This is a genomic window from Micromonospora sp. WMMC264, from assembly GCF_027497275.1.
GTDB classification, from domain to species: domain Bacteria; phylum Actinomycetota; class Actinomycetes; order Mycobacteriales; family Micromonosporaceae; genus Micromonospora; species Micromonospora chalcea.
Genome location: NZ_CP114907.1, coordinates 1,661,402 through 1,687,941 on the forward strand (window position 1 = coordinate 1,661,402; position 26,540 = coordinate 1,687,941).

14 protein-coding genes are annotated in these 26,540 nt (G+C 74.2%); 8 read left to right on the forward strand and 6 right to left on the reverse strand.

Annotated elements, in window-relative coordinates; all coding sequences use genetic code 11:
- Nucleotides 1-82: 82 nt before the first annotated feature.
- The 7 genes from O7542_RS06765 to O7542_RS06795 all read left to right on the forward strand — a co-directional run bounded on the left by O7542_RS06765 (nt 83) and on the right by O7542_RS06795 (nt 18,200).
- Entirely contained in the window at nt 83-4,636 is a 4,554-nt protein-coding gene (locus O7542_RS06765; RefSeq protein WP_281605887.1) for a non-ribosomal peptide synthetase, read from the forward strand.
- Entirely contained in the window at nt 4,633-9,294 is a 4,662-nt protein-coding gene (locus tag O7542_RS06770; RefSeq protein ID WP_281605888.1) for a condensation domain-containing protein, read from the forward strand. The genes O7542_RS06765 and O7542_RS06770 overlap by 4 nt, the downstream gene beginning before the upstream one ends.
- Nucleotides 9,291-11,003 (forward strand): cyclic peptide export ABC transporter, encoded by a 1,713-nt coding sequence (locus tag O7542_RS06775; RefSeq protein ID WP_043323008.1) that lies wholly within the window; start codon nt 9,291-9,293, stop codon nt 11,001-11,003. Before O7542_RS06770 ends, O7542_RS06775 begins: the two co-directional genes overlap by 4 nt.
- Nucleotides 10,957-11,820 (forward strand): alpha/beta fold hydrolase, encoded by an 864-nt coding sequence (locus O7542_RS06780; RefSeq protein WP_113973032.1) that lies wholly within the window; start codon nt 10,957-10,959, stop codon nt 11,818-11,820. The genes O7542_RS06775 and O7542_RS06780 overlap by 47 nt, the downstream gene beginning before the upstream one ends.
- Nucleotides 11,817-14,684 (forward strand): amino acid adenylation domain-containing protein, encoded by a 2,868-nt coding sequence (locus O7542_RS06785; RefSeq protein WP_281605889.1) that lies wholly within the window; start codon nt 11,817-11,819, stop codon nt 14,682-14,684. The genes O7542_RS06780 and O7542_RS06785 overlap by 4 nt, the downstream gene beginning before the upstream one ends.
- A gap of 83 nt (nt 14,685-14,767) precedes the next feature.
- Nucleotides 14,768-15,757, forward strand: coding sequence for a TauD/TfdA family dioxygenase (locus O7542_RS06790; RefSeq protein ID WP_082930898.1), 990 nt, complete (start codon nt 14,768-14,770; stop codon nt 15,755-15,757).
- A gap of 127 nt (nt 15,758-15,884) precedes the next feature.
- Nucleotides 15,885-18,200: an MMPL family transporter gene (locus tag O7542_RS06795; protein ID WP_069088354.1), complete on the forward strand. Its 2,316-nt coding sequence runs from the start codon at nt 15,885-15,887 to the stop codon at nt 18,198-18,200.
- A 76-nt stretch (nt 18,201-18,276) separates the two neighbouring features.
- On the opposite strand, the gene mce is transcribed toward O7542_RS06795, so the two are convergent.
- Entirely contained in the window at nt 18,277-18,747 is a 471-nt protein-coding gene (gene mce / locus O7542_RS06800) for a methylmalonyl-CoA epimerase (protein ID WP_104112278.1), read from the reverse strand.
- Between the two features lie 130 nt (nt 18,748-18,877).
- Here mce and O7542_RS06805 point away from each other — a divergent pair, with 130 nt between their 5' ends.
- Nucleotides 18,878-19,696 (forward strand): M23 family metallopeptidase, encoded by an 819-nt coding sequence (locus O7542_RS06805; RefSeq protein ID WP_043323013.1) that lies wholly within the window; start codon nt 18,878-18,880, stop codon nt 19,694-19,696.
- Between the two features lie 46 nt (nt 19,697-19,742).
- Here O7542_RS06805 and O7542_RS06810 read toward each other — a convergent pair whose 3' ends face one another.
- From O7542_RS06810 to O7542_RS06830, 5 genes are read right to left on the reverse strand one after another with little or no spacing between them, the layout of a single operon-like run.
- Nucleotides 19,743-21,161, reverse strand: coding sequence for an adenylosuccinate lyase family protein (locus tag O7542_RS06810; RefSeq protein WP_281605890.1), 1,419 nt, complete (start codon nt 21,159-21,161; stop codon nt 19,743-19,745).
- Entirely contained in the window at nt 21,158-23,131 is a 1,974-nt protein-coding gene (locus O7542_RS06815) for an FAD/NAD(P)-binding protein (RefSeq protein WP_281605891.1), read from the reverse strand. Before O7542_RS06815 ends, O7542_RS06810 begins: the two co-directional genes overlap by 4 nt.
- Nucleotides 23,128-24,336 carry an FAD-dependent monooxygenase gene (locus O7542_RS06820; RefSeq protein WP_281605892.1) on the reverse strand — a complete coding sequence of 403 codons (1,209 nt, stop codon included), beginning with the start codon at nt 24,334-24,336 and terminating at the stop codon, nt 23,128-23,130. Before O7542_RS06820 ends, O7542_RS06815 begins: the two co-directional genes overlap by 4 nt.
- The gene (locus tag O7542_RS06825) at nt 24,333-25,904 is read right to left on the reverse strand and encodes an AMP-binding protein (RefSeq protein ID WP_281605893.1); all 1,572 of its coding nucleotides are present in this window, start codon (nt 25,902-25,904) and stop codon (nt 24,333-24,335) included. The genes O7542_RS06820 and O7542_RS06825 overlap by 4 nt, the downstream gene beginning before the upstream one ends.
- A 9-nt stretch (nt 25,905-25,913) precedes the next feature.
- On the reverse strand, nt 25,914-26,456 hold the full coding sequence (locus O7542_RS06830; RefSeq protein WP_064445522.1) for an SRPBCC family protein: 543 nt from the start codon (nt 26,454-26,456) through the stop codon (nt 25,914-25,916).
- Between the last annotated feature and the right edge of the window lie 84 nt (nt 26,457-26,540).

A 26,540-nucleotide genomic window follows, 5' to 3' on the forward strand; every position in this document is an offset into this window, starting at 1 on the left:
CGGCGCGTGCCCGCCGTACGCGAGCGCCGCACGTCCTGTCCGCAGCCGTGTCAGCTCACCCACACACCGAGGATGATCGCCCGTGACGACCACCGACCTGGGCAGCCTGTCCGCCGCCGAGAAGCGCGCACTGCTGGCCGAGCGGCTGCGGCAGAAGAAGCAGCGGCGGGAGTTCCCGGCCTCCTTCTCCCAGCAACGACTCTGGTTCCTGGAGCAGCTCTCGCCGGGCAGCGCCGCGTACAACATCCCCGGCGCCGTCCGCATCCTGGGCCCGCTGGACCTGGAGGTGTGGCGGCGCTGCTGCAACGAGATCACCCGCCGGCACGAGGCGCTGCGGACCACGTTCACCGAGGTCGACGGCGAGCCCCGGCAGCTGGTCAACGCCGTCTGCGAGCCGGAGTTCACCGTGGTCGACTGCGCCCACCTGCGCGGACCGCAGGGCGAGGCGGGCATCCAGGAGCTGGCCCGGGAGGAGTTCACCCGCCCGTTCGACCTGGCCGGCGGGCCGCTGCTGCGGGTGCGGTTCCTCCGGCTCGGCCCGCAGGAGCACATCCTGCTGCTGACCATGCACCACATCGCGGCCGACCTGTGGTCCATGTCCGTGGCCATCGCCGAGCTGGTCGAGCTGTACGGGGCGTTCGCCGCCGGTCGCGAGTCGACCCTGCCGGACCTGCCGATCCAGTACGTCGACTACACCGTCTGGCAGCGGCAGCGGCTGGAGGGCGACGCGCTCGACGCCGACCTGGAGTACTGGAAGAAGACGCTCGCCGGGGCGCCGGCCGCGCTGGAGCTGCCCATCGACAAGCCCCGCCCGGCGGTGCAGAGCACCCGGGGCGGCTCCCGGCCCTTCGCCCTGCCCGAGCCGGTGATGACCCGGCTGCGCGCGCTGAGCCAGCGGGAGGGCGCCACCCCGTTCATGACCCTGCTCGCGGCCTTCCAGGCGCTGCTGCACCGCTACAGCCGCGAGGACGACATCGTGGTCGGCGTACCGGTGGCCAACCGGAACCGGCCGGAGATCGAACGGCTCGTCGGCTACTTCGTCAACACTCTGGCGCTGCGCACCGACCTGTCCGGCGACCCGAGCTTCCGCGAGCTGGTCGGGCGGGTCCGGCAGACCTGCCTCGGCGCGTTCGCCCACCAGGAGGTGCCCTTCGAGCGGCTGGTGGAGGAGCTGGCCCCGCGCCGGGACCTGTCCCGCTCGCCGATCTTCCAGGTGCACTTCATCTTCCAGAACATCCCGATGCCGGAGTTCGACGTGGCCGGGCTGCGGCTGGAGCCGGTCGACGTGGAGAGCTCCACCGCCCGGTTCGACCTGGAGCTGCAGGTCTTCGACCGGCCGGACGGGCTGACCGGCTGGTTCGAGTACAACACCGACCTGTTCGAGCCGGCCACCGTGGAGCGGATGTCCCGGCACCTCGCGCAGCTGGTGGAGAACCTGCTCGCCGACCCGGACCGGCCGATCGACCAGGTTCCGATGCTCGGCGCCGACGAGGAGCGTGACCTGCGGCTGCGGTGGAACGACACCCGCCGGGACTGGCCGCAGCCGGTGTGCGTGCCGCAGCGCTTCGCCGCCCGGGCCGCCGCCGCCCCGGACGCCCCGGCGCTGCGCACCGACCGGGAGAGCCTGACCTACGCCGAGCTGGACGGGCGCTCGACCCGGCTGGCCCGCCGGCTGCGGCGGCTCGGGGTGGCCCGGGAGACGATGGTCGGCATCTGCCTGGAGCGTTCGGCCGACATGGTCGTGGCGATGCTCGCCGTGCTCAAGAGCGGCGGCGCGTACGTGCCGCTGGACCCGGGTTTCCCGCCGGACCGGATCGCCTTCATGCTCGCCGACTCCGACCTGTCCGTGCTGCTCACCAGCAGCGACGTGCTGGCGGGCCTGGGCGGGGTGAAGGCGCAGCCGCTCTGCCTGGACCTGCTCGGTGACGAGCTGGCCGCCGAGTCGGCCGAACCGCTGGATGTCGACGTGCGCCCCGACGACCTGGCGTACGTCATCTACACCTCCGGCTCCACCGGCCGGCCCAAGGGCGTGCAGGTGCCGCACGGGGCGCTGGGCAACTTCCTGCTCGCCATGGGCGAACGCCCCGGCGTCACCGCCGACGACGTGCTGCTGGCGGTCACCACGCTCTCCTTCGACATCGCCGGGCTGGAGCTGCTCCTGCCGCTGGTCGAGGGCGCCTGCGTGGCAGTGGTGAGCCGCCAGGTCGCCGCCGACGGGGAACGGCTGGCCGCCGCGCTGGACACCTTCGGCGCGACGGTCATGCAGGCCACCCCGTCCACCTGGCGGATGCTGCTCGACGCCGGCTGGACCGGCGAGGCCGGGCTGCGGGTGCTGGCCGGTGGCGAGGCGCTCCCCGCCGAGCTGGCCCAGCGCCTGCTCGGCCGGTGCGCCGAGCTGTGGAACATGTACGGCCCGACCGAGACGACCATCTGGTCGGCGGTGGCGCGGGTCGACCACGGCCCGATCTCCATCGGCGAGCCGATCGCCAACACCGAACTGCACGTGCTCGACGGCAGCGGCCACCTGGTGCCGCCGGGTGTCCCCGGCGAGCTGCACATCGGCGGCGCCGGCCTGGCGCGGGGCTACCTGGACCGGCCCGAGCTGACCGCCGAGCGGTTCGTCCGGCACCCCTTTCCGATCGGGCTGGGCGACCGGCTCTACCGCACCGGCGACCTGGTCCGCCGTCGCGCCGACGGGAGCATCGAGTTCCTCGGCCGGCTCGACCACCAGGTGAAGCTGCGGGGCTTCCGGATCGAGCTGGGCGAGATCGAGTCGGTGCTGGAGCGGCAGCCGCAGGTCAACCAGGCGGTGGTGACCGTACGCGAGGACACCCCCGGCGACCAGCGGCTGGTGGCGTACGTGGTGGCCGGCGCCGACGCCCGGGCCGAGGCGGCGGCGCAGTGGCCGCACGAGGTGGAGCAGTGGCGCGACGTCTGGGACGCCGCGTACGACGTGACGGACACCGGCGAGGTCGACCCGACGTTCGACACCCGGGGCTGGAACAGCAGCTACACCGGAGCGCCGATCCCGGTGGCGGAGATGCGCGGCTGGGCCGAGGCGACCGCCGAGCGGATCCTCCAGGACGGCCCGCGCTCGGTGCTGGAGATCGGCTGCGGCACCGGCCTGATCCTCTACCGGGTCGCCCCGCACGTGCGCCGCTACTGGGGCACCGACATCTCCGCTGTCGCCCTGGACCGGCTGCGCGCCGACGTGCCGGCGCGGGGACTGTCCGGGGTGGAGCTGTTCGGCTGCGCCGCCGACGAGCTGGACGCGCTGCCCGACCAGCTCTTCGACGTGATCGTGCTCAACTCGGTGGCGCAGTACTTCGCCGACGAGGACTACCTGCTGCGGGTGATCGAGGGCGCGTTGCCCCGGCTCGCCCCGGGCGGCTCGCTCTTCCTCGGCGACATCCGCAGCCTGCCGCTGCTGGAGACCTTCCACACCTCCGTGCAGGTGGAGCGGGCCGAGGCGCAGGACAGCGCCGAGCAACTGCGCGAGCGGGTGCGCCGGGCCGTCGCCGACGACCGGGAGCTGGTCTTCGACCCGGGCTTCTTCACCGCGCTGCCGGCCCGCTTCCCCCGGCTGACGGGGGTACGGGTGATGCCGAAGCTCGGCTCGGTGAGCAACGAGCTGACCCGGTTCCGCTACGACGTACGGCTCACCGTCGACGGCGACGTCGTCGACGCCGGGGACGTGACGTGGCTGGACTGGCGCGACAGCGGGCTCACCGCGGCCGGGCTGCGCGAGCGGCTCACCGCCGACCGTCCGGCGCTGCTCGCGCTGCGCGGCGTACCCAACGCCCGCGTCGACCGCTGGGCGCGGGCGGCGACGGCGCTCGCCGGGGCGGACGGCACGGTCGCCGACCTGCGGGCCGAACTGGCGTCCCCTGTCGACCCGGCCGCCGTCGAGCCGGAACAGCTGCGCCGGCTCGCCGACGAGACCGGCTACCGGCTGGACCTGGACTGGTCCGGTCACGGACCGGCCGGTGACCTGACCGTCGTGCTGCGCCGGCTGGCCGGCGACGGCCGGCCGGAGACGCCGCTGCCCCGGCTCGCCGGGCCGCCCGCCGCCGAGCCGCGCTGGGACTCGTTCGTCAACGACGCCCTCGGCCGCCGGGCGAGGCGGCTGCTGCCGCGGTTGCGGGCCGCGGTCGGCGAGCAGTTGCCCGACTACATGGCGCCCTCGGCGTACGTCTTCCTCGACGCGCTGCCGCTCACCCCGAACAACAAGGTCGACCGCAAGGCGCTGCCCGCGCCCGAGTCGGGCCGGCGGCAGGTGACATCGGCGTACGTGGCGCCGCGCACACCGGTCGAGGAGGTGATCGCCGGCATCTGGGCCGAGACGCTCGGCGTCGACCGGGTCGGCGTGGGCGACGACTTCTTCGCCCTCGGCGGGCACTCGCTGCTCAGCACCCGGATGGTGGCCCGGGTCCGGGAGGCGTTCGGCGTGGACGTGCCGTTGCACAAGGTCTTCACCGACCCGACGGTCGCCGGGCTCACCCGCGCGCTGACCGCCGACCCCGCGCAGCGGACCGTCGTGGAGAAGACCGCCGAGTTGCTGATCCGGCTCAGCGACCTGTCCGACGACGAGGTGCAGCAGGCGCTCGACCGCGCCGACGGAAGGACGCAGGCATGAGCACCAGGCGGTTCGCCCTGTCCGCGCAGCGGCTCGCGCTGCTGGGCAACCTGCTCCAGGAGGAGGGCATCGACCGCGCCCCGGCGCGGACCGTGCCACCGCGCGCCGACCGGGACGCCCCGGTGCCGCTGACCTTCTCGCAGAGCCGGATCTGGTTCCTGGAGCAGTTCGCGGCGCACACCTCCGCGTACGTCATCTCCACGGCGATGCGGGTGCACGGCGACTTCCGCGCGGACCTGTTCGCCCGCGCCTGCGCCGAGGTGGTCCGCCGGCACGAGTCGCTGCGGACGGTCTTCTTCGAGCGGGACGGACGGCCGTACCAGCAGGTGCGGGCCGAGCTGCCGCCGGACGTGCGGGTCGAGGACGTGCCCGGGGTGACGCCCGGGGAGGTCGACGCCGAGCTGCGCCGCCGCGAGGAGGAGCTGATCGGCCGGCCGTTCGACCTGGCCGCCGGTTCGCCGGTGCGGGTCCGGCTGCTCCGCTTCGGCCCGCAGGTGACCGGCGTGCTGCTCAACCTGCACCACCTCGTGTCCGACCGCTGGTCGATGGGGGTGCTGCTGCGCGAGCTGATCGACTGCTACCGCGCCCTGCTCACCGGCGGGCCGCACGGCCTGCCCGAGCTGCCGGTGCAGTACGCCGACTTCGCCCTCTGGCAGCAGGAGCCGGCCGCTCAGCAGGCGTGGGCGGCGGACCTGGCGTACTGGACCGGCCAGCTCGGCGGCGCGCCACCGGAGATCGGCCTGGTCGGTGACCGGCCCCGGCCGAGGGAGAAGAGCTACCGGGGTGACTCGGTGCCGGTGGAGATCCCGCCGGCCGTGGTGACCCGGCTGCGGGCGCTGTCCCGGCAGGAGAACGCCACGCTGTTCATGGTGCTCCAGGCCGCCTTCGCGGTGCTGCTGCACCGGCTCACCGGCGACGAGGAGGTGGTGGTCGGCTCGCCGGTGGCCAACCGGCGCCTGGTCGAGCTGGAGCCGCTGATCGGGCTGTTCATGAACACCGTGGCACTGCGTACCGACCTGCGCGGCGAGCCGTCGTTCCGGGAGCTGCTGCGCCGGGTCGGCGCGGTGTGCCTGGCCGCGTACGACCACCAGGGCATCCCGTTCGAGCGGCTGGTCGAGCAGTTGCAGCCGGAGCGGTCGGCGGCCGGCACCCCGGTCTTCCAGGTGCTGTTCTCGTACCAGAACGTGCCGTTCCCGTCCTGGCACGACGGGCCGCTGCGGGTCGAGCCGGTCTCGCTGGACGCCCGCAAGGCCGAGTTCGACCTGCTGCTTGACCTCTTCGAGGACGGCGACACGATCTGGGGGCGGCTGGAGTACAGCACCGACCTGTTCGACGAGGCGACCGCCCGGCGTCACGTGAGCATGTTCCACCGTCTGCTGCGGGGCCTGCTGGACGACCCGGACACCCCGATCGGCGTGCTGCCGCTCGTCGGCCCGGTCGAGCGGGACGAGCTGCTGGCGCTGGCCACCGGCCCGGCGACCGACGCCGCCCGTCCGCTGGTCGGTGACGCCTTCGCCGCGGCGGTCCGCCGTGACCCGGCCGCCCCGGCGGTGCGGTTCGGCTCGCGTACGGTCGGCTACGGCGAGCTGGACGCGCTCGTCGGCGCGCTCGCCGACCGGTTGCGGGCAGCGGGCGTGCGCCGGGGCACCCGGGTCGGCGTGCGGCTGGACCGGTGCGTGGAGCTGGTGGCCGCGCCGCTCGCCGTCTGGCGGGCCGGCGGGGTGGTCGTACCGGTGGACCCGGCGCTGCCCGCCGACCGGGCCGCCGCGCTGCTGACGGCGGCCGAGGTCGCGTTGCTGCTCACCGCGCGCCCGCAGAGTGGCGTCCCGCGCTGGTCCGGGCCGACCTGCCTGGTGGACGACCCGTCCGCCGACCCGCGCGCCGTGCCGGACGCCGCCGTGCCCGGTGCCCTCGTGCCGGACGCCGCGGCGCCGGCCGGCGCGGGCACTGTCACCGGCGGCGAGCCGGCCTACGTCACCTGTCCGCCCGACGGTGAGCCGCGCACCACGGTGCACAGCCACGCGGCGCTGCGCGACCGGCTGCGCTGGCTGTCCGAGGCGGCCGGGCTGACCGCCGACGACCGGGTGCTCCAGCAGGCGTCCCTGGCCGCCCCGGCGGCGGTCTGGGAGCTGTACGCCCCGCTGCTGAGCGGCGCGGCCGTGGTGCTGGCCCGGCCCGGCGGGGACCGCGACGCCCGCCACCTGGTCGGCCTGATCCGGGCGGAGCGGGTCAGCGTGGCCTGCTTCCGGCCCGACCTGCTCGCCGAGCTGCTCGACCAGCGCGGGGTGGAGCGCTGCGCCGCGCTGCGGCACGTGTTCTGCGGTGGGGCGCCGCTGTCCCGGGACCTGGTGGCGCGCTTCGCGGAGCGGTCGCCGGCGGCCCTGCACCACGTGCTCGTGCCGCCGGACGTGGCCGCGCCGGTCACCGCCCACCTGTGCGCCGTCGATGACGAGCCCGCCGATCCGGCCAGGCCCGACGGCGGGCAGCGGCAGTTGATGCCGGTCGGCCGTCCGGTGCCGGGCACCCGGGTGCACGTCCTGGACCGGGCCGGTCAGCCACTCCCGGCCGGCGTGCCGGGGGAGCTGTACGTCGGTGGCGACCCGCTTCCGGCGCCGGCCGGAGACGTGGCGGCGCTGCTGGCGCCGGACCCGTTCGGCACGGCGCGCGGCGCGCGGCTGCTGCGCACCGGCGAGCGGGCCCGGATGCGCGCCGACGGCGTGATCGAGTACCTGGGCCGCCTCGACCACCAGGTACGGCTGCGCGGCTTCCCGGTGGACCTGGACCTGGTCGAGACGACCCTGGCCGGGCATCCCGCCGTGACCGGGGCCGCCGTGGTGGCGCACGACGACCGGCTGGTCGCGTACGTCGTGGGGCAGGCCGGGGCCGGTGAGCTGGCCGCGTACCTGAGGCAGCGGCTGCCGGAGAATCTGCTCCCGGCCGCCTGGGTGGCGCTGCCGGAGCTGCCGCGCACCCCGGCCGGCACTGTCGACCGGTCCGCCCTGCCCGCGCCGCAGCCGCCCGCCGGCGAGCCCGCCGCTGCTGCCGAAGCGCCCCGCGACGAGGTGGAAGCGGCGATCGCCGACATCTGGCGGGAGCTGCTCGGGATCGACGAGGTCGGCCGGGACGACAACTTCTTCACCCTGGGCGGGCACTCCCTGCTCGCCACCAAACTCGCCGCGCAGATCGACGCCCGGTACGGCGTACGGCTCGCGCTGCGCGACCTCTTCGGCAACCCGACGGTCGGCTGGCTGGCCGGGCAGGTCCGGCGGCACGCGAGCGGCGCGGACACCGGCCCGGCCCCGATCCCGCGCGTCGGCCGCGACGGCGACCTGCCGCTGTCGTTCAGCCAGGAACGGCTGATCCGGCACCACCCGCTCGGCCCGGCCGACCCGATCCACAACGTGGTGACCGCGCTGCGGCTGACCGGACCGCTGGACGAGGCGGCGCTGCGCCGCGCCCTGGACGACGTCGTCGGGCGGCACGAGGCGCTGCGGACCCGGATCGTGGACGGCCCGGACGGGCCGGCGCAGCGGATCGAACCGGCCGGCGGCTGGCCGTTGACGGCGGTGGACCTCCGCGACGCCGAGCCGGGCGAACTGCGCGCGCTGATCGAGGAACAGGGACGGCGGCCGTTCCGCATCGACGCGGAGCCGATGGTGCGCGGCCTGCTGGCCCGCCTCGGCGACGACCGGCACGCGCTGGTGCTCACCATGCATCACCTGGTCACCGACAACTGGTCCTACGGGGTGCTGGTGCGCGACCTGACCGAGTTCTACGGCGCCCACGCCACCGGCCGGGCGCCGCGGCTGCCGGAGCTGGCCGTGCAGTACCCCGACGTGGCGGCGTGGCAGCGCCGGCAACTGGCCGGCGGCGCGCTCGACGCGCACGTGGACCACTGGCGGCGCGCCCTCGCCGGCCTGCCACCGGCACTGACGCTGCGGCCACCGGCCACCGGGACGACCGCCGCCGACGGCTTCACCCGCGCGTTCCGCGTCGACCCGGCGGTCACGGAGAAGCTGCGTGGGCTCGCCCGGCAGGAGGGGGCCAGCCTGTTCATGGCGCTGCTGGCCGCGTACCACCTGCTGCTCGCCGCCTGCTCCGGCCGCGACGACATCCCGGTGGGCTTCCCGGAGGCGGGCCGGGACCGGGCCGAGACGGCCGACCTGATCGGCTGGTTCGTGCACCCGCTCGTGGTACGCGCCGACCTGACCGCCGCGTCGACGTTCGCCGGGCTGGTGCGGCAGGTCCGGGACCGGACGCTCGACGCGTACGCCAACCGGGCCGTGCCGCCGTGGCTGGCGGTGCCGGCCACCGCGGACGGTGACCCGACGCGGACCCTGTTCAACCTGCTCAACGCCGAGGTGCCGGAACTCGCGTTGCCCGGGCTGCGGGTCGATTCGTTGGAGATCGGTGACGACTACGTCTTCTCCGAGGTGCTCGGCACCAACCTCAGACCGGCGGAGGTCGACTTGGCGCTGATCATGCGGGAACAGGGCGCGGAACTGCACGGCACCTGGATCTTCTCCACCGACGTCCACGACGCCCGGGCGCTCCAGGCGCTGATGCGACGCTGGGACCTGCTGCTCGGCCGGCTGGCCGACTCGCCGGCGGCGCCGCTGACCACGCTCCGTGCCTGGCTGGACGAGGTGGGCGCATGAGCCTCTTCGCCTACCTGCTGCGCTACAGCCGGGGCCCGTTCCTGCTGGCCATCGCGGCGGGCATCGTCAGCGGCGGCACCGGCGCCGCCTTCATCGCCATGGTCAACCTGGCGCTGGCCGCCGACGCCGCGCCCTCGCAGCGGCTGATCTGGGGATACGTGGCGCTCTGCCTGGCCACGCTGGTCACCAAGTTCGTCTCCCAGAGCATGCTGTACCGGCTGTCCCAGGGCGCCGTCTACCACCTGCGCCGCCGCCTCATCGACGGCATCCTGGACGCCCCGCTGCGGACCGTGGAGCGGACCGGCACGGCGCAGCTCTACTCGGCGCTCGCCGACGACGTGGTGGTGATCGCCGACGCGCTGCCCGGCCTGCCGGGCATCTGCTCGGGCGCGGCGTTCGTGCTGGTGGCCATCGCCTACCTGGTGATCGTCTCACCGGCGGTGGCGCTCGCCACCGGCGCCACGGTCGTCGTGGGCGTGCTGCTCTACCTGCTCGTCTCCGCCTCCGGCCTGGGCGCGCTCAAGGCCGCGCGGCGGGAGCAGGACGCGCTGTTCGGTCACTTCCGTTCGGTCACCGAAGGGCTCAAGGAGCTGAAGCTCAACCGGGAGCGGCGGGCCGCGCTGATCGACGGTGAGCTGACGGCCACGGCGTCCGCCTACCGCCGGCACAGCGTCTTCGGCCTCTCCGTCTACGAGGGCGCCACCGGTGGCGGCCAGGCGGTCTTCTTCGCCTTCATCGGCCTGCTGCTGTTCGCCTTCCCCGCCTGGTTCGCCCTGTCCGACCAGACGCTCACGTCGTGCGTGCTGATCCTGCTCTTCGCCGTCTCCAGCCTTCAGGGCGTCCTCGTCTGGTTCCCCGCGCTGGGCCGGGCGTCGGTGGCCCTGGGGAAGATCAAGGAGCGGCTCGCGGAGCTCGACGCGGGTCTCGGCGGGCCGGGCGCGGGGCGGGCGCCCGCCGTGCCGAACAGCAGGGTCCCGGCCGCCGCGGGCCGGGCGGGCAACGTCTTCGCCGGGTGGCGAAGCATCGCCTTCCGCGGAGTCAGCCACGTCTACCCCGGACCGAAGGGCGAGCAGTTCGTGCTCGGCCCGCTGGACTTCGAGTTCCGGCGCGGCGAGATCCTCTTCGTCGTCGGCGCCAACGGCAGCGGCAAGACCACATTGGCGAAGGTGCTCACCAGCCTGTACGAGCCGGAGAGCGGCGCGATCCAGGTGGACGGCACCCAGGTCACCGCGGCCAACCGGGAGGACTACCGCAACCTGTTCTCCGCCGTGTTCTCCGACTTCCACCTCTTCGACAGCCTGCTCGGGCTGCCGGCGGGGGAGCAGGCCGCCAAGGCGCAGCGGTACCTGGAGCGCCTGCAACTGGACCACAAGGTACGCGTCGACGGGGACCGCTTCTCCACCACGGCGCTCTCGCTCGGGCAGCGCAAACGGCTGGCGTTGCTGGTGACGTACCTGGAGGACCGCCCCTTCTGCCTGTTCGACGAGTGGGCGGCCGACCAGGACCCGGTCTTCAAGGACTTCTTCTACCGGGAACTGCTGCCGGAACTGCGGGACCGGGACAAGGCCGTCGTGGTGATCAGCCACGACGACCGCTACTTCGACGCCGCCGACCGGCTCGTCCGGCTCGACTACGGCCAGATCAGGGAGGAGGAGGTTCCCCGTGGACAGTCGGTGGCTGGGCGGTCAGGTGTGGAATCCGGACGCTGACGTCCGCCTGTTCTGCCTGCCGTACGCAGGTGGCGGCGCGGCGGCGTTCCGGGGCTGGCAGCGCGCCGCGCCACCCGGAGTCCAGGTGGTGGCGTTGGAGCTGCCCGGCCGGGGCACCCGGCTGCAGGAGGCGCCCTTCCTGCGCCTCACCCCGCTGATCCGGTCCCTCGCCGACGCGCTGACCGGCGCGCTGGACCGGCCGTACGCGCTGTTCGGGCACAGCATGGGTGGCCTGCTCGCCTTCGAGCTGGCCCGGGCGCTGCGCCGCCGCCCGGTGCGCCAGCCGGAGCACGTGTTCGTCTCCGCCGCCGCGTCGCCGGACTCCCCGTCGTCGCGGCCGCTGCTGCACTGCGCCGCCGACGACGAGATCCGCGCGCACCTGGCGAAGCTGGGCGGCACCCCGCCGGAGGTGCTCGACAACGCCGACCTGATGCGGCTGATGCTGCCCGTGCTGCGGGCCGACTTCTCGGTGCTGGAGACGTACGAGCACCGCCCCGAGCCGCCGCTGGCGACGCCACTGACGGTGCTGGGCGGCCGGGGGGACCGGATCGTGCCGCCGAGGGCGCTCGACGGGTGGCGGCGGCACACCTCGGCCCGGTCGCGGCTCTGCCTGTTCCCCGGCGACCACTTCTTCCTCCACGGCGCGCGGGCCGAGGTGGTGGCGACGGTGGCGCGGGATCTCGCCGCCGTCGTACCGCCGCCGTGGGTGTCCGGCGCCGCCGACCGGTACCACCACCGACCGCCCCCGACCACAGCCGCCGCCGTACCCGCCCGGAGCGGGCCGCCGGTGGACCGGAACCCAGGAGACGAGACATGACCCCCCTCGACCCGGCGGTGGACGCGGCCGACATCGAGCCGTTCACGCTGCTCAGTCCCCGGGACCGGGCGATCGTCCCGGCCGGCGTCAGCGACGCCTATCCGCTGCCCGACGTGCCGGCCGACCTGGTCGCGCAGGCGTCGGCGTTCACCGAGGTCGACCTGGACGGCCGGCGGATCGAGGACCCGGCCCCGTTCGCGCCGGAGCGTTTCGCCTCGGCGGTCGAGGCGGTGGTGCGCGCGCACGAACTGCTCCGTTGCTCGACCGACCCGTCCGGCGGCACCGAGCCGCTGTACCTGGCGCATCCGGACGCCGCGGTCCCGCTGGCCCGGCACGACCACCGCAGCGTCGACGCGGACAAGCGCGACGCGATGCTCGCCGCGCTGCTGGAGACCGAACGGGCCACGCCGTTCGACCCGGCCGCCGCCGGGGCGCTGCGGCTGACCGTGATCCTGGAGACCGAACAGAGCTGGACGCTGCTGGTCGCCGCGCCCCGGGCGCTGAGCTGCGTGGCCGACCCGGCGGGCATCCTCGCCGAGCTGCTGCGCGCCTATTACGCCGCGGCGCCGGTCACCGCCACCCGGCACGCGCCCTGCGTCGCGGACGCGCTCGACGCCGCCGCCGACTTCGAAGGCGAGGAGTACTGGACCCGGGCGCTGGCCGGCGGCTCCTGCGCCCTGCCCGGCGGCTGGGGCGGCGCGGCCGGGAGCACCGAGCTCACCGTCGACCTGGCCGGGATGTCCGCCGGGCTGGCCGTGCTCGCCGACGCCGCCGGGGCACCGCTGTCCACTGTGCTGTTCGCCGCCCACCAGACCGTGCTCGGCATGCTCGGCGCCGAACCCGCCGGGCACACCGACGCCACCCTCACCCCGCACGGCGGCGCCGCGCGCCCGGACTGCGAGCGACTGCTGCACCGCGTGGTGCGGCCCGTGCCGACGGCCGCCCGCGCGGCGACCTGGCGGGCGCTGGTGCGTGACGTGGCCGCCCACGAGCGCGACGCGTGGACCCACCGGCTCGCGTACCGGCCGGTCAACGGCGGGCCGGGGCAGGGGCAGCACGCCCTCTTCGAGTGGGACCCGGCCGCCGGCCTGCCCGGTGAGCCGCTGCCCGGCCTGCCGGCCGACCGGGACGGGTACGGCCTGCGGGTCACCGCCGGGCCGGACCGCCTGCGCCTGCGCGTCGCCGGGGAGACAGTCGACCCCGGGTACGCCCGCCGGCTCGCCGCGCTCTACCGGGAGGTGCTGGTGGCGATGGCCGCCGACCCCGACGGTGACGCCGGGCGCACCTACCTGCCGGCGGACGAGCGCGACGCGGTGCTGCGCGACTGGGCCGTCGCGGAGACGGCGCACCGGGGCGACGTGACCGTGGTCGACCTGATCCGGGCCCAGGCCGACGCCACTCCGGACCGGATCGCCGTCCGGGTCGGCGACACGCGGCTCACGTACCGGGAGCTGATGCGGCGGGCCAACCGGCTCACCCACCACCTGCTCGACCTCGGCGCCGGCCGGGACACCCTGGTCGGCGTGTGCCTGGGCCGCACACCCGACCTCATCCCCGCCCTGATCGCGGTCTGGCAGTCCGGGGCCGGCTACCTGCCGCTGGATCCGCAGCTGCCGGCGGAACGGCTGCGCTACATGATCGAGGCGGCCGGCAGCCCGGTGGTGGTCACCTCCACCGTCGAGCAGGCCACCCTCACCGGCCTGTACGACGGCGTCCTGGTCCTGGTCGACGCGGACGCGGCGGCCGTCGCGGCCCGGCCCGACACCCCGGCGACCGTGCCGATCGACCCGGCCCAGCTCGCCTACGTCATCTTCACCTCCGGCTCCACCGGGCGGCCCAAGGGCGTGCTGGTGCCGCACGCCGGCCTGGCCAACTATCTGCTCTGGACCGTCGGCGCGTACGCCGCGCACGGCCCCGGCGGCGCCCCGGTCTTCTCCTCGATCTCGTTCGACCTGGGCATCCCGAACATCTTCACCCCGCTGATCACCGGGGAGCCGGCGCACCTGCTGCCCGAGCCGCTGGACACCGCCGACCTCGGGGCGCACCTGCTCACGGGCGCGCCGTACAGCTTCATCAAGATGACCCCGGGCCACCTGGACCTGCTCACCTGGCAGCTCACCGGGGAGCAGGCGCGGGACCTGGCCGGCATGGTCATCGCGGCCGGGGACTCGTTCACCGCGGCGCTGGCCGAGCGCTGGCTGGATCTGGCCGGGCCGGACGGCACGAAGGTCGCCACCGAGTACGGCCCCACCGAGATCACCATCGGCAACTCGGGGCAGCCGATCAGCGAGCCGCCGGCCACCGAGCTGGTGCCGCTCGGCGTGCCGATCGTCAACACCACCATGTACGTGCTGACCGAGCGGCTCGACCCGGTGCCGGTCGGCGTGCCCGGCGAGGTCTGGATCGGCGGCGTCGGGGTGGCGCGCGGCTACCTGGGCCGCCCGGACCTGACCGCGGACCGGTTCCGGCCCGACCCGTACGGCCCGCCGGGCAGCCGCCTCTACCGCAGCGGCGACCTGGCCCGCTGGCTGCCCGACGGCACGCTGGAGTTCCTCGGCCGCATCGACAACCAGGTCAAGATCCGGGGCTACCGGGTGGAACTGGGCGAGATCCAGGCCCGGCTCGCCGCCCATCCGGGCGTCCGTGACGCCGTGGTGCTCGCCCGCGAGCCCAGCCCCGGCGAGAAGCGCCTGGCGGCGTACGTGGTGCTCACCGCCGGCGCGGCGGTGGACGCGGCCGCGTTGCGCGCCCACCTCGCCGTCGACCTGCCCGACTACATGATCCCGGCGGACGTCGTCGCCATCGACCACATTCCGCTCACCACCAACGGGAAGGTGGACAGCCGCGCGTTGCCCGCCCTCTGATCCGCTCCCACGAATCCCCTCCGTGCCGACACCGGCCCCCGTGCGCCGGGACGATCGCGCACGCCGTACGAGAGGACGAATCCATGACCACGACATCTGACCGGTCGACCCGCGGCGCGCAGGGACTGAGGCTGGACCTCGCCGACGACGAACGGACCGCCCTGCGGGCGCTGGCCGAGGAACTCGTCGCCGCGTCGCCGCGCCTGCTGGACGACCTGTCCTGGGTGACGCAGGCCCGGCAGGCGAGCTGCCGGATGCCGCTGCGGCTGATGGAGACGCTGCGCGACTTCCGCAGCGACGCCGGGGCCACCGGCTCACTCGTGCTCGCCGGCCTTCCGGTGGACGAGCGCGACCTGCCGAGCACTCCGACCGTCCGGGAGTCGGTGGAACGGGCGACCACCGTGCCGGCCGTCCTGGCCATGCTCGTCGGCCTGCACCTCGGCGAGGTGATCGCCTACCGCAGCGAGAAGAGCGGCGCCCTGGTGCAGAACGTCGTCCCGGTGCGCGGCCTGGAGGACTCCCAGAGCAACGCCGGGTCGGTGCCGCTGGAGTTCCATGTGGAGAACGCGTTCCACCGGGAACGCCCCGACTACGTCGGCCTGCTGTGCCTGCGCAACGATCACGCCAAGCGGGCCGGCACGCTGGTCACCTGCATCCGGCAGGCCCTGCCGCTGATCGAGGAGACCGACCGGAAGGTGCTGCGCGAGCCCCGGTTCGTCACCGCGCCGCCGCCCTCGTTCCGCCAGGGTGACCGCACCACGCCGCACGCGGTGCTCACCGGCAGCGTGGAGGACTCGAACATCTGCCTCGACCTGAACGCGACCACCGCGCTGGACGAGGAGGCCGGCGAGGTGATGGCGCGGTTGAAGCGGATCCTCACCGACGTCTCCACGCCGCTGGTGCTGCAGACCGGGATGATGGCGCTCATCGACAACCGGCTGGTGCTGCACGGCCGGTCCGAGTTCACTCCCCGCTTCGACGGGCGGGACCGTTGGCTGCACCGGGTCTACGTGCACCTGGACAACCGGCGGAGCCGGGAGTTCCGGGACGACGCCGGCGCCGTACTCAACTGATTTCGACGTTCACAAGGTCCACAAAACGGCCTCTAGTGGACGGTAGGCTGACCGGCGCCGGAAGGGGGCGCCGGCAGCCGTACCGCAGTGGCCGGCGGACATCAGTGCCAACCGTGAAAGGGATTCGATGACCGACACGCTGTCGCGCACCCGCCGAGGTGGCGAACACCGGCCGCTGGAGGAAGGCTTCCTCTACCGCTGGGCCGTCTGGGCGGCGCTCAATCCAGTGAAGGTCATCCTGGTCTGGCTGGTGCTGCTCGCCGGCGCGGCCGTCTCGGCCGGCTACTTCACCTCGCACCTGACCGGCAACACCAACTCCGTGATCGGCTCCGACTCGGAGAAGGCCGCCGAGCTGATCAGCGCCGAGTTCCCCGACACGCCGAGCGAGACCGACTTCGTGGTCCTGCACTCGACCTCGATCGACGCGCAGGACCCGGCGTTCCGCGAGGTCGTCCGCACCGCTGTCGAGCGCTACCGCCAGGCCCCGGACGTGCGCACCGTGGTCAGCCCGTACGACGCGCCGGACCGGCTCATCGCCCCCGGCGGGAAGACCGCGCTCGTGCCGGTCAGTCTCGACGGCGACGACAAAAAGCTCCAGGAGCAGGCCGGGCCGCTCGGCGAGATCGCCGAAGGGCTCGGCACCGGCCAGGTGGAGGCGTACTTCACCGGCGTCTCGCCGCTCGCCGCGGCCGCCGTCGAGCAGGGCAACGAGGACCTGTCCATGGCCGAGACGATCGGCTTCCCGGCCGCCGCCATCGTGCTGCTGCTCGCGTTCGGGTCGCTCGTGGCGGCCGCCATCCCGCTCCTGCTCGGTGTCGTCGCCGTGCTCGCCGCGTTCGGCGCGCTGGGCATCGCCACCCACTTCACCACCTTCGACGTGTTCGTGCAGACCGCTGTCAGCATGGTCGGCATCGCGCTCGGCATCGACTACACGCTGTTCATCGTCACCCGGTTCCGCGAGGAACTGGCGAAAGCAGGTGACAGCGGCCGTCCGGAACGGGCCCGGGCGATCGGGCGCACCGTGGCCACCGCCGGGCAGGCCGTCCTGTTCTCCGGCATCACCGTCGTCGTCTCGCTGGCCGGGCTCTGGCTGGTCCGCTCCGCGAAGGTCTATTCGATGGCCGTCGGCATGACAGTCGCCGTGCTGGTCATGATGCTCATCGCGGTCACCCTGCTGCCCGCCCTGCTCGGTCTTCTGGGCCCCCGCATCAACCGCTTCGCGCTGCCCTGGGCCCGCCGGTCGCTGGCCCACCCGGACCCGGAGCACTCCGGCTGGGCCAAGGCCATCGCCGTGGTCATGCGCCGTCCGCTGCTCGTGGCCGCGCTCGGCACCGTCCTGCTCGGCGCCCTGTCCATCCCGGTCTTCCACCTCCAGTACGGCGTCGACCTCGGCGCCGGCGCGGTGGCCGAGTCGCCGCCGGGCAAGGGGTACGGCATCGTCTCCGAGGCGTACGCGCCCGGCGTGCTCGCCCCGATCACAGTTGTCGTCTCGGCCGGCGGCGACCGGTTCACCGACGCGCAGCTCGACGCCGTCGCCCGGTTCAGCGACCAGGCCGCCGGCAACCGGGAGACCGCTGACGTCGTCAGCGTCACCCGGGTGCTCGACGCCCAGGCCAAGGGGCACACCACCGCCCACCTCGAAGCCGCGACGCGCGCCGCCGGCCCGGCCCTGGCCGAGCTGGTGAGCCGGGACGGGGACACCACTGTGGTCACCGTCCGTCCACGGCACGGCGCGGACACCGACGAGACGGCCGATCTGGTACGCGAGCTGCGCACTCAGGCCGGTGGCGCGTTCGCCGGCACCGGGCTGACCGCTCACGTCGGCGGTGGCCCCGCCGAGATCGTGGACATCACCGACGAGAGCTCCCGGGCCATGCCGCTGGTCATCGGCGCCGTGCTGGCGGCGAGCTGGCTGCTGCTGTTGATCGCCTTCCGCTCGCTGGTCCTGCCGTTCGAGGCGATCTTCATGAACCTGCTCACCTCGGGCGCGGCCTTCGGCGCGGCGGTGCTGGTCTTCCAGGAGGGGCACGGCGCCGACCTCCTCGGCGTCGAGCGGACCGGGTTCATCCAGGTGATCCTGCCGCTGTTCGCGTTCGCCCTGGTCTTCGGGCTCTCCATGGACTACCAGGTGTTCATGCTCTCCCGGATGCGCGAGGAGTGGGACCGTACCGGCGACAACGCCGCCGCCGTCCAGCTCGGACTGACCCGCACCGCGAAGGTGATCACCGCCGCCGCGGCGATCATGGTCGTGGTCTTCGCGTCGTTCATGTTCACCCGCATCCTCGAGATCAAGCAGATGGGCTTCATGCTGGCCCTGGCCGTGCTGATCGACGCGACGATCGTCCGGCTGCTGCTGGTCCCGTCCCTGATGCGGCTCATCGGTCGCGGAAACTGGTGGCTGCCCGGCTGGCTGGACCGGATCCTGCCACGCACCCGGCACTGACCGCGGCGCCGTCGAGGTCCCGCCGGACCGGCACGATCCGGCGGGACCGGCCGTTCGGGGCGGCCGGGCGGCCCGCTCAGGCGGCGGCCGGCTCGACCAGCTCGACCAGGATTCCGCCCGCGTCACGCGGGTGGACGAAGTTGATCCGGGAGCCGGCCGTGCCGCGCTTGGGCTGCTCGTAGAGCAGCCGTACGCCGCGCTCACGCAGCTCGGCGGAGGTCTCCTCGACGTCGTCGACGGTCCAGGCGATCTGCTGCACGCCCGGGCCGGACTGGCTGAGGAAGCGGGCGATCGGCGAGGTCGGGGTCAGCGGGGCGAGCAACTGCAGCCGGCCATGGGCGGGGTCGGGGCCGATCGACATCATCGCCTCCCGGACTCCCTGCTCGGCGTTCTCCTCCACGTGTACGCACCGCATGCCGAAGACGGTCTCGTACCGCTCGATCGCCTCGTCCAGATCATTCACCGCCAGGCCGATGTGGTCGATGCCGCGCAGGCCGATTCCGGACAGCGCAGACTGCTGCGCCGAAGGTGAAAGCTCGTCAGACATGTCGTCAGCCTAGTGCCGGAAACGGGTTCTTCGAATAGGCGTCCATCGACGGAATGACGACCGGCGAGGGCGTGCGTGGCGTCCGGGCGAGGCGCTTGCCCCGCGTCCGAACCGGCCGTACCTTACATCGATGATCCTCAGTGACGGGTCGTCCCGGGACGTCGGCCACGGCGCTCCGCCGCCCGAGGACCTCGGCGGCATTGCCTACCTGCGCGGACTGTCCAGACGCGGGCTCCTCACCGGCGCCGCGCTGGCCGCGTCCGGGGTGTCGGCCGCCTTCGCCCTGCTGCCCGGCTCCGCCCGGGCCGCCGGCGGCTACCAGCGGCCGTGCGGACGTGTCCGCATCTCCAGCTCCTGGCAGGACCACCGGAACCGGACGCCGCCCTCGGCCGAGCCGGGCACCGACTACGCGGTCGGCGCCGGCACCCCGGTCATGGCGGCGGCGAACGGCACGATCCGGTTCGTGAAGGCCGACACGTCCACGGCCACCGGGCGGGTAGTGGGGATGGCCCACGACGACGGCAACTACACCCGGCACCTGCACCTGTCGGCGGTCGCCGTCTCACCCGGTCAACGTGTGTCGCGTGGCCAGACCATCGCGTACTCCGGCGCCTCGGCAAACGGCAGCGAGTCCGGCGTCGGGCCGCACGTGCACACCAGCCTCTGGCTGAACACCACCAGTCCGACGGATTTCCGCGCGACAGTCGATTTCGAGAGCTGGGCCGGAGACGTCACCAACCCGAACCCGCCCGACCAGGAGGCAGACGACGTGTTCATCGCGAACGTGAAGGGCAACTGGTATCTCGTGGTCCCCCAGGGCACCGGCAAACCGCGGGCGGTGGTCCTCGGCGGCGACAGCAACGCCGCCGCCTCCGGCATCCCCGTCCTGAACTTCACCTGGGATCCGTCGATCAGCGCGCTGCGGGCCGCGGTCGACGGCATCGGCTGACCCGATCCCGCGTCCGACCGCGGCTCGTGCGCGCGGGGACCAGCGGTCAGCGCCGGGCCGGCTCCGCCCGGGCGACGACCGCGCCGTCCACGAGCGTGCCCGCCGCGCCGAGGTAGCCGGCCGGATCACCGATCCGGGCCAGTTCCTCGGCGGTGTAGCGGCCGCGCAGCTCCGGCGTCTCCGCCAGGACGTCGTACAGGGGGCGGTCGGTCGCGTCGGCCTCCGCGGCGGCCCGGGTCAGCACCTCCTTGATCCGGTCCCGGCCGACGACGGGGGTGAGCCGGGCGGCGACCCGTTCGGAGGTGAGCTGGCCCCGGGTCAGCGCCAGGTTGGCCGCCATCCGCTCCGGGCGCACCACGAGCCCCCGCGTCAGTGTCACGGCCGCCTCCGCGGCGCCGCCGGTGAGCCGCAGGCACTCGCGCAGCAGCAGCCACTCGGCGTGCCACACGCCGGCGGACCGCTCGTCCTCGCTGAGCAGCGCCTGGGTGAGCCCGGCTGCCAGCGGCGGCACCTGGAGCGCGGCGCTGCGGATCAGCGTGGCGAAGACCGGGTTCCGCTTGTGCGGCATCGCGGAGGAGGCGCCGCGCCCGCTGGCCGCCGGCTCGGCCACCTCGCCCACCTCGCTGCGCGCCAGCGAGAGCACGTCGACGGCGATCTTGCCGAGCGCGCCCGTCACGAACGCGAGCACCGCGGCGAGGTCGGCCAGCGGCGTACGCAGGGTGTGCCAGGGCAACGCAGGCCGGCTCAGGCCGGTCTCCTCGGCGAACGCCGCCACGAGGCGGTCCACGTAGCCGGGGTCCGGCTCGGCCGCGCCGTCCAGCGCCGCGTACTCCAGATAGCCGGCCAGCGTGCCGGCCGCGCCGCCGAGCGACACCGGCAGGCCCTGGTCGCGTACCCGGCACAGCCGCACCCGGGCGTCGCACAGCAACTGGTGCCAGCCGGCCGCCTTCAGCCCGAACGTGGTGGGGGCGGCGTGCAGGGCCAGCGTCCGCCCGGCCATCGGCAGGTCGCGGTGGGTCAGCGCCAGCCCGGCGAGCGCGTCGACGGCGGCGGCGAGGTGGTCGTCGATGACGGTGAGCGCCCGGTGCGCGACTGTCATCGCCGCGGTGTCCAGGATGTCCTGGCTGGTGGAGCCACGGTGGACGTACTCGGCGGAGGCCGGGTCCAGCTCGGCGACCGCGCGGGTCAGCTGGGCCACAAGCGCCACCACCGGGTTCGCGGTGTCCCGGGACGCCATCGCGACGCCCCGCAGGTCGAACAGCTCGGCCCGGGCGGTCCGGGTGATCACCGCGGCGGCCTGGACGGGCAGCGTGCCCAGCCGCGCCTGGGCGCGGGCGAGCGCCGCCTCGGCGTCCAGCATGGCCTGCAACCAGGCCCGGTCGCCGACCACCGGCTCGATGCTCGTGCCGGCGCGCACCGGCGAGAGCAGGCCGCTGTCCACCGCCACTTCGAGGGTGTCGATCACACGATCACCCCCGGGAAGCGGGCCGACCCGGAGGCCGCGCGGTCGGCCACCGCATGTCCGGCCGGCGCGAGCGAGCGCACCTCGGCGGCGATCGCGTCGGCGTCGGCCAGGATCACCGAGTCGCTGCCCGGCCGGATGCCGGCCGCTGTCACCCAGTGCACCGACTCGGTGGGCACACCGAACGCGAACCGGCGCGGGTGTGGCTGATCCTGGGCGTCGACGACCCGGTAGGGACGTTCGGTCACGGCGAGTCCTCCTGTCTCGTACGTGCCGCCGTCGTAGGGGATCCGGTACGGCCGGCACTGTTCGGTGTCGAGCATGTGGCGCAGCAACGGGTCGGCGGTGCCGCGCAGGTCGGGTTCCGGCAGCCGCGCCTCGATGAGGACGCCGGCGCGGACCGGGGGACCGGGCACGGTCCGGGACGTCGCTTCGAACGCGGGTGTCTCGGTGTCGATGACGATCTGGGTGTCCGGCCCGGTCAGTTCCAGCACACCGGCTTCGATCAGCGCGATCGTCTCCTCGATGCGCCGGGCCGGCGGGCCGATCGAGAGGAACGCGTTGAACGGGGTGAACCACCCGGTCAGCTCGTCGCGGTACGAGTCGCCGTCGATCCCGCCGTGATCGACCGCCAGGCGGATCTCGTTGCGCAGGTCACGCAGGACGTCCAGCGCTGCCTTGAGCGGCCCGTCGACGTTGCCGGCCCGCGCGTGCGCAACGTCCCGGGCCAGGTGGTCCAGCGCCCAGGCGCGGAAGTCGTCCCGGTCGCGGAACTCGCGCCCGCGGTACGGGTGGGCCAGCCGGTCCCAGTCCCAGCGCCGCTGCGGCGGTATCGGGTACTCGTCGAGCAGCGCCGGCCGCCGCTCGGCGGGGGTCGCGAGGTAGCGCAGCGTGAAGCTCTCGGCCCGGCCGGCGTGCCCGGTGCGGCGCAGCAGCGTGGCGTAGTAGACGCTCTCCACCTCGGCGGCGATCAGCGGCCACACGTCGCGACGGAACCGGATCGACTCGCCGCGGGCGCGGCGGGCGCGCAGCCGCGCCACGGCCTGCGCGGTCAGCAGCCGGGGCAGGTGCCGGCCGGTCACGCCCTTCTGGTTGTCGCCCCGGGCGTGCGCCGGGATGCCCCGGCGGGAACTGGCGGACAACCTCGGTTCGGCGCCGCTGGGCCGGTACCGCAGCCGTCCGCCCTCCTCGGTGAAGCTGCCGCCCCGGCCGACGGTGAGCAGGATCAGATGGTCGAAGAACGTCAGGCCCAGCCCGCGCAGCAGCACCGGCGCGCCCGCCGGGATGTGGCCGAGGTCGACGTCGGCGGGGTTGGCCTGGGGGAGATAGGTGAGTCCGTGCACCCGGGACAGGCTCGCCGTGCGTGCCTGCCGGGGATCCAGCCGGGCAGCGGCGTGTCCCAGGGCCAGCACCACGGCGTCCAGGTGGTGCAGCCGGGTGCCGTCGGCCAGCCGGACGCCCTGCGGACCGCCCGGCACGCCCGACGTGTCGGCGCTGGCCACCGCGCGGGAGCGGTGGCACCGGATCGAGACGTGCGGCGGCGCGCGGCGCACGATCCGGCGGAAGCTGGCCCGCAGGTAGTGGCCGTAGAACGCCCGGGTCGGATAGTCGTCGGGGCCGAGGGCACGCGCCTCGTCGAGCACGTCGGGGTCGAGCGCGCCCCACGGGCCCGCCGACGCCACGCTCCGGGCCCACTCGTACAGGCTCGGCCCGGGCTCGATCGGCCCGGCCAGCCGGCAGCTCGGATCGGTGTAGACGGTGATCTGTGAGGCGACGGTGTTCGTCAGCAGCAGCCGGGACTGGTCGGTGCGCCACACCGCGCCGGCGCCGGGCGCGGCCGGGTCCACCACGTGCACGGTGAGGCTGGCGCAGGCCCGGTCGTGCCGTTCCTGGGCGCAGAGCCGCTCCAGGACGGACAGTCCGCGCGGACCCGCGCCGACGATGCAGATCCGCAGATGCCGCGGGCCTGTCATCGCACGGCCTCGCTCGGGCGCTCGCCGCGCACCCGGGCGGCGTGCATCCAGGCCACCGCCGTGTGCAGCTCCTGCGGCGTCATCGCGGCGAGCGCCCGGTTGCGGGCCGTCGCCGCGTCCCCGGCGGCGTGCCAGAGCCGGATGCTGTCGCGGGAGACGGCCTGCACCGCGGCGGTCCGCTCCCGCCGTTGCGCGACGTAGCGGCGGAGCACCTCGGGCACCGGCTCGGCGCCGTCGCCGAGCAGGTCGCCGAGCACCACCGCGTCCTCCAGCGCCTGGCAGGCCCCCTGCGCGGCGTAGTGCAGCATGGGGTGCGCGGCGTCGCCGAGCAGGGCGACCCGGCCGTCGGCCCAGTCGTCGACGGGCGGCCGGTCGACGAGCACCCAGGCCCGCCACTCGTCGCTGAGGCGCAGCAGGTCACCGACCGCGCCGAGGCGCGACATCGCGGCCCGGACCAGTGTGCCGTCGGTGGGCCGGCCGGCGAACAGCGTGGGCGCGCCGTCGGCGTGACTGGCGGCCATGTTCAGGTACGCCCCGCCGCTGATCGGGTAGTGCACGAAGTGGCAGTCCGGTCCGGCCCACCAGGTGACCGCGTCCCGGCGTACCCGGGCCGGCACCTGGGACATGGGGACGATGGCGCGGTACGCGGTGATGCCGGAGTTGCGCGGCTCGCCGTCGCCGACGAGCTGGCGGCGGATGCGGGAGTGGATGCCGTCGGCGCCGACCACCATGTCGGCGGGGATCCGCTCGCCGGAGTCCAGGCGCACGGTGGCCTCGGCCGCGTTCTGGTCGTAGCCGGCCACCGAGGCGGCCGGGCGCAGCGTGATCCGGGGCAGCCGCCGGGCGGCGTCGAGCAGCCGACGGTGCAACTCGGCGCGGTGCACCACCACGTACGGGCTGCCGAACCGGCGCTGGTACCGCTCGGTCAACGGCATGCTGGTGACGTGGGCGCCGGTCACGCCGTCCATGAACCGCAGTTCCGCCATGGCGACCGCGGTGGCCCGCACCTGCGGTCCCACACCGAGCGCGTCCAGCGCGTGCAGGCCGTTGGGGGCGAGCTGGATGCCCGCGCCCAGCTCGGTGAACTCGGGCTGGCGTTCCAGGACCGTCACGTGATGGCCGTGCGCCGCGACCGCCAGCGCCGTGGCGAGCCCGCCGATGCCGCCCCCGGCCACGACCACGCGTACGGGCGTCCGGGTGCTCATCCGGCCGCGCTGTCCCGGTCGAGCAGCTGCCGGGCCAACTCCAACCGTTTGATCTTGGTGGTGGCGGTCTGCGGGAGATCCGCCAGGCGCCGCTGCACCGGACGGGCCATCGGCGGCAGCGTGGCGACCGCGCCGGCCCAGCGGTCGATGTCGATCGGCAGGTCCTCGCTGGTGCAGATCACCGGCACGGGCGGCCCGTCCGGCGCCGGCAGGATGATCACCTCGACGAGTTCGTCCAGCCGGGTGAAGAGCGTGTCCTCGACCGCCAGCGTGCTGCCGAACCCGTCGATCTCGTCGACCTCGCGGTCGAGCAGGTGCAGGCAGCCCAGCCGGGTGCGGTAGCCCAGGTCGCCCATCCGCCACCACGATCCGTGGCGCTGACCCTCGTACCGCTGCTGCTCGCCGAGGTAGGTGACGATGCGCCCGTCGGTGCGTACCTCGATGTAGCCGGGGTTGTCGCGGGTGGGCGGGCGTCCGTTGCGGCTGACCACCCGGATGTCGGTCATGCCGGGGAACGGCATGCCGACGCAGCGCCCGTCGGCGTCCTCGGGCCGGCGGCGGGTGAACGCGCGGGCCGCGACCGGGCCGACCTCGCTCTGCCCGTACAGCTGGCCGAACACCGGCTTGGGATGCGCGGAGGCCCCGAGCATGCGCCGGACCGTACGCGGGTGGATGGCGTCGAAGGTGCTGCTGAAGTAGCGCACGGTGGCCAGCGGCGCGCGCGGGTCGTCGGCCAGCCGCTCCCACCGCAGGAACGAGTTGGGGTGGGTCTCCAGCACGCCCGGACGATGGGTGAGGAACAGGTCGGTGGCCTGGTCCGGGTCGTTGTCGGCGAGCACCAGCAGCGGGAAGCCGCGCAGCATCGTGATCGCCAGCGCGGTGAACAGGCGCGAGTGCACGAACGAGACGTGGATGGCGACCGGGCAGCGGCGCCGCACCAGCGCGGCGACCGACGCCTGCGGGCGGTAGCGCGCCTGCAGCGTCCGTCCGGTGTGCACGGCCAGCTTCGGCAGCCCGGTGGTGCCGGAGGTGTGGGTGACCAGGGTGGGATGGTCGGGGGACATGACGATCGGCGGGACGCTCGGCACACCGGTCAGGGCGCGCAGCGACGTGGCCGACGGATGGTCACCGGAGGCGAGCAGCACCCCGGCGACCGCCGGGAACACGGTGTCCGCCAGTTCCCCGTCGAGGGTGGCGCGGTCGGTCAGCAGGTACGGCCGGCCGGCCCGGCGGATCAGATGCAGCACCGTGGTGGCGTCGAGGTGGGGGGAGAGCAACACCGGCACGGCCCCGATCCGGGCCAGCGCGCACGCGCTCAGCGTGATGTCGAAGTTGTGCGACTTGTGGACCACCACGCAGTCGCCCGGTCGTACGCCGGCGGCGTGCAGGCGGGCGGCCAGGTCGGCGACCAGGCCGGCGACCGCGCCGACCGTGAGCCGCCGGCCGAGTTCCGGCGCCACGTCGAGGTCGTGGTCGAGGGTGATGCTGTTGTCCGGGTGCCGGGCCGCGGCCCGGTCGAAGAGTGTGCCCAGTCGGATGCCGCGATTGGCGATCGTCTGCAGCAACATGTCCGGCTCCTACCGTTCGGTCTCGATGATCGACTTGAGTCGGCGCAGCGTCTCGTGCAGATCGGCGCCGACCTTGGCGCCCCATTCGGTGACGAAACGCCGGCGCTCGTCGTCGTCCATGTCTCGGGTGATCTTGCGGATGCCCTCGGTGGGCTCGTCCATCCGGAAGTGGTGCGTCAGGCGGCAGCCGGCGCCCTCGGGGCTCATCCGGAAGGCCCACACGCTGCTCTGGGCGCGCCCCCGGCTGTCCCGCATCGCCCAGCTGAACTCGACGCCGGGGATCGCGGTGTGCACCTGCGACTCCGTGGTCCAGACGCCGCGGACGACCGGCGCCCAGGCGACGACGTCCTCGCCGCGGACGTTGTGGCCGCGGAACACCGCCCCGGCGGCGCCGGGACGGCCGCTGATCCACTCGCCTCCGGTGCACTCGGTGCTCCACTCCCGGCACCGGGGAAGGTCACTGACGAGCGCGTAGACCTCGTCCGGAGTGGCGTCGACGACGATTTCCGCCTGCGATTCGAACAGTGGCGTGGTGGTATCGGTTTCGGCCATGCGGAGAATCGTCGTTATCGGCTTCCCGAAGGGTCAAAGTGTTCGACTCTGATTCATCAGGTTCGACGTCTTTCGTGGCCGGGA

Excerpts from the sequence above, each read along its gene's own strand:
- O7542_RS06815 (WP_281605891.1), bottom strand. The coding sequence starts at position 23,131 with ATGACAGGCCCGCGGCATCTGCGGATCTGCATCGTCGGCGCGGGTCCG.
- O7542_RS06820 (WP_281605892.1), bottom strand. The coding sequence starts at position 24,336 with ATGAGCACCCGGACGCCCGTACGCGTGGTCGTGGCCGGGGGCGGCATC.
- O7542_RS06785 (WP_281605889.1), top strand. The coding sequence starts at position 11,817 with ATGACCCCCCTCGACCCGGCGGTGGACGCGGCCGACATCGAGCCGTTC.
- O7542_RS06770 (WP_281605888.1), top strand. The coding sequence starts at position 4,633 with ATGAGCACCAGGCGGTTCGCCCTGTCCGCGCAGCGGCTCGCGCTGCTG.
- O7542_RS06830 (WP_064445522.1), bottom strand. The coding sequence starts at position 26,456 with ATGGCCGAAACCGATACCACCACGCCACTGTTCGAATCGCAGGCGGAA.
- mce (WP_104112278.1), bottom strand. The coding sequence starts at position 18,747 with ATGTCTGACGAGCTTTCACCTTCGGCGCAGCAGTCTGCGCTGTCCGGA.
- O7542_RS06825 (WP_281605893.1), bottom strand. The coding sequence starts at position 25,904 with ATGTTGCTGCAGACGATCGCCAATCGCGGCATCCGACTGGGCACACTC.
- O7542_RS06795 (WP_069088354.1), top strand. The coding sequence starts at position 15,885 with ATGACCGACACGCTGTCGCGCACCCGCCGAGGTGGCGAACACCGGCCG.
- O7542_RS06790 (WP_082930898.1), top strand. The coding sequence starts at position 14,768 with ATGACCACGACATCTGACCGGTCGACCCGCGGCGCGCAGGGACTGAGG.
- O7542_RS06775 (WP_043323008.1), top strand. The coding sequence starts at position 9,291 with ATGAGCCTCTTCGCCTACCTGCTGCGCTACAGCCGGGGCCCGTTCCTG.
- O7542_RS06805 (WP_043323013.1), top strand. The coding sequence starts at position 18,878 with ATGATCCTCAGTGACGGGTCGTCCCGGGACGTCGGCCACGGCGCTCCG.